This window comes from Streptomyces sp. NRRL S-378 (assembly GCF_000720645.1).
GTDB lineage: Bacteria > Actinomycetota > Actinomycetes > Streptomycetales > Streptomycetaceae > Streptomyces.
On record NZ_JOBX01000152.1, the window covers coordinates 1 to 2,528 of the forward strand.

Sequence of the window (2,528 nt, forward strand, 5' to 3'; positions counted from 1 at the left end):
GGCCACGATCCGCGCCCCGCGGGGATTGAGCCGCTCCGTGAACCGCTGGATCGTGCCGCCCTTGCCCGCCGCGTCCCGGCCCTCGCAGATCACCACCAGCCGCGCACCCGTGCCCTGGACCCAGTGCTGCAGTTTCAGGAGCTCGATCTGCAGGACCCGCTTCGTCCGCTCGTACTCCCGACGGCGGACCTTGCGGGCATATGGATAGTTCTCCTGCCACGTACGAATCGGCGCCCCGGCAGCGTCCAGCAGGACCGGCTGCTCCGGCCTGCTGTCGTCCACACTCAGGCCCGAGAGCAGGTTTTCGGCCACCTGCCGGTCGGCTTCCTGATCACTCACGGCATGCACCTACCCGAAGGGCAGCAAACTATGACGAAACAGCCATCCGAGCCCTGGCACTGCCCCCCACTTACCGGCTGGCGGGCCGTCGTGGAGTGCAACGACCACCCCCGGGGTGCCCGGGCGCGGCCGCGGTGAGGTGCTCGGCGACCGGATTCTCACCGGCACCCCCCGAGGTCTGGGCACGTGCTCCCGTCGCTCCGGGCTGCGGTCCGTCCGTAGGGGCGGGCCGCAGTGGTCGGGAAGCGCTTAGGGGTCAGGCGGCGATGCTGAATGCGTAGCCGGCGGCGATGAGCGAGCTGCTGCTCAGTCCACTGACCGGGGTGACGACGGTGGTGCGGGTCGTGGTCGTGCCGTCGCCGAGCTGCCCGGAGGCGTTGCCGCCGACGCTCTTGACCTGTCCTTCGCGGGTGAGGCTGTGGCTGCCCCCTGCGGCGATGGGGCGCACGTTGGACACACCGTCCATGACGACGGGGGTGGGACGGTCGGTGGTGGTGCCGTCGCCGAGCTGGCCGGAGGTGTTGGCGCCCCAGCCCTTGACGGTGCCGTCGGACATGAGGGCGAGGCTGTGGTTGGCGTTGGTGGCGCCGGTGATGGCGCGGACACCGGTCAGGCCGGAGACGCTGACGGGGGTGGTCCGCTGGGTGACGGTGTTGTCGCCGAGCTGGCCGGCGTTGTTGTAGCCCCAGGACCGGACGGTGCCGTCGTTGGCAACGGCCAGAGGGCTGAGCCGTCCAGTCGACCCGCTTCCCGGTAGAGGCGCGGCCGTGGGCCGGCACGGCCGCCCTCCGGGACAGCCGTCCCAGCCAGGGCACCGCACCGGCCCACCCGTCGAACCGCCGGTCAGGGGGCGTCGATGAGTACCCGGCCGTCGGCGGGCACGGTTGCAGCGAGCCCGTTCGCGTACGCGTTCTGCACGCGGGACCGCTCCGTCGCGTTGGGCACGGCGTTGGTGCAGGCCGTCCCGGCGCTGGACCCGGACATCAGCTGAGAGCACGGCCCCGGCTTGGTGTCCGGGAGGCCCAGGCTGTGGCCCAGTTCGTGCGCAGCGATGCGCGTCTTGTCGTACCCCTGGCTCACGGCCTGCGCACCGAGTTCGACGCGGACCTGTCGCCCCGGACGGACCGGGCCCAGGGTGGCTTGCGGCCAGCCGGTGGTGGCCACGATGACGATCTCGGCCCGGGCCCCGGGCGCGGCCTCCACCAGCCGCACGTTGCTGACGTTCACGTTCCAGGAAGCGACCCCGGCCGCGATGGCCGCTTCCCAGCCACCGGCCCGGCTGTCGTCGTAACGGAGTGTCACTACCGCTGCAGTGGCGTCCGGTATGGGCGCGGGTGCCGCGGTCGCGGCGGTTGCCGCCGTGAGAACGAGCGCGGTGGCGGAGGTGCCGACTCTTAGCCAGGTGCCCAGAGACATGGTCGTCTTCCTTCGTGTGGGGGGACCGACCCCTCGGCGGAGCCGGGGCACTGGAGACGCCGCCACCGCCCGTCTGTGGCCTGCGGGTTCAGGCAGCCGCGCCGTCCGGAGCCCTAAGAAGGTAGTCCCGCACCCCACTCTCCGGTCATGCACCTGCCAGCCAATTTCCGCAGGCACTCCAGCCGATGGCCGGTAAGCGGGCGGGCCCGTCCAGGGGCTCGCGCGGCCGCGCTCGGCGAGCGGACGCGGACGGCCGCGTCGGCATGGACATCCGCCCCGTCCCGGCTGACGCCCATCCGATGCCACCGCCGCACCGCTTCACACGCTGGAACGGTGACCGCCCGATCAGCGGGCGCCTACCGCGCCGGAACCCCGACCGGGAAACGGGCGGCCGAGCTCGAGGAGCTTCCACGCCGAGGGCGTGCACGGTGGCCTTCCGCCCGCCCGCGGCCACGCCACCCCCCGCATGCGATGTCTCGGCTGGCACGGCATCCGGAGCGGGACTCGCTTCCGCACGCTGACCGGCCATGAAGCGGCCCGCAGGCGGCCACGAGAGGAGCAGGACGTGATGCCTTCTCAGAATTGCTGCCAGAAAAGGCGTTTGGGGAGAAGGCTCCGGGTCAGACGCGTACATGTCGGAGGCCTCGCCGTGGGGGTGGGCTTCCGGAGCGGGCCCCGCCCCCGTGACGCCCCTCCCCCCGGCGTCACGGGGCAGGCCCGCCCGCACGACGGGCTGCCGCCCGGATCCGTACGGCACCCGGACACCCGACGCC

At 72.5% G+C, this 2,528-nt stretch carries 2 protein-coding genes and 1 pseudogene; all 3 read right to left on the reverse strand.

Annotation, left to right across the window (positions count from 1 at the left end; genetic code table 11):
• Positions 1-339, reverse strand: a pseudogene (locus IH80_RS0138135) (polyphosphate kinase 2); the annotation flags it as partial.
• A gap of 256 nt (positions 340-595) precedes the next feature.
• Positions 596-1,159, reverse strand: coding sequence for an RCC1 domain-containing protein (locus IH80_RS0138140; RefSeq protein ID WP_030966501.1), 564 nt, complete (start codon positions 1,157-1,159; stop codon positions 596-598).
• A 23-nt stretch (positions 1,160-1,182) separates the two neighbouring features.
• Positions 1,183-1,755, reverse strand: coding sequence for a snapalysin family zinc-dependent metalloprotease (locus tag IH80_RS0138145; RefSeq protein ID WP_030966502.1), 573 nt, complete (start codon positions 1,753-1,755; stop codon positions 1,183-1,185).
• Positions 1,756-2,528: the final 773 nt, after the last annotated feature.

Coding starts and splice junctions, on each gene's coding strand:
- IH80_RS0138145 (WP_030966502.1), bottom strand. CDS start 1,755: ATGTCTCTGGGCACCTGGCTAAGAGTCGGCACCTCCGCCACCGCGCTC.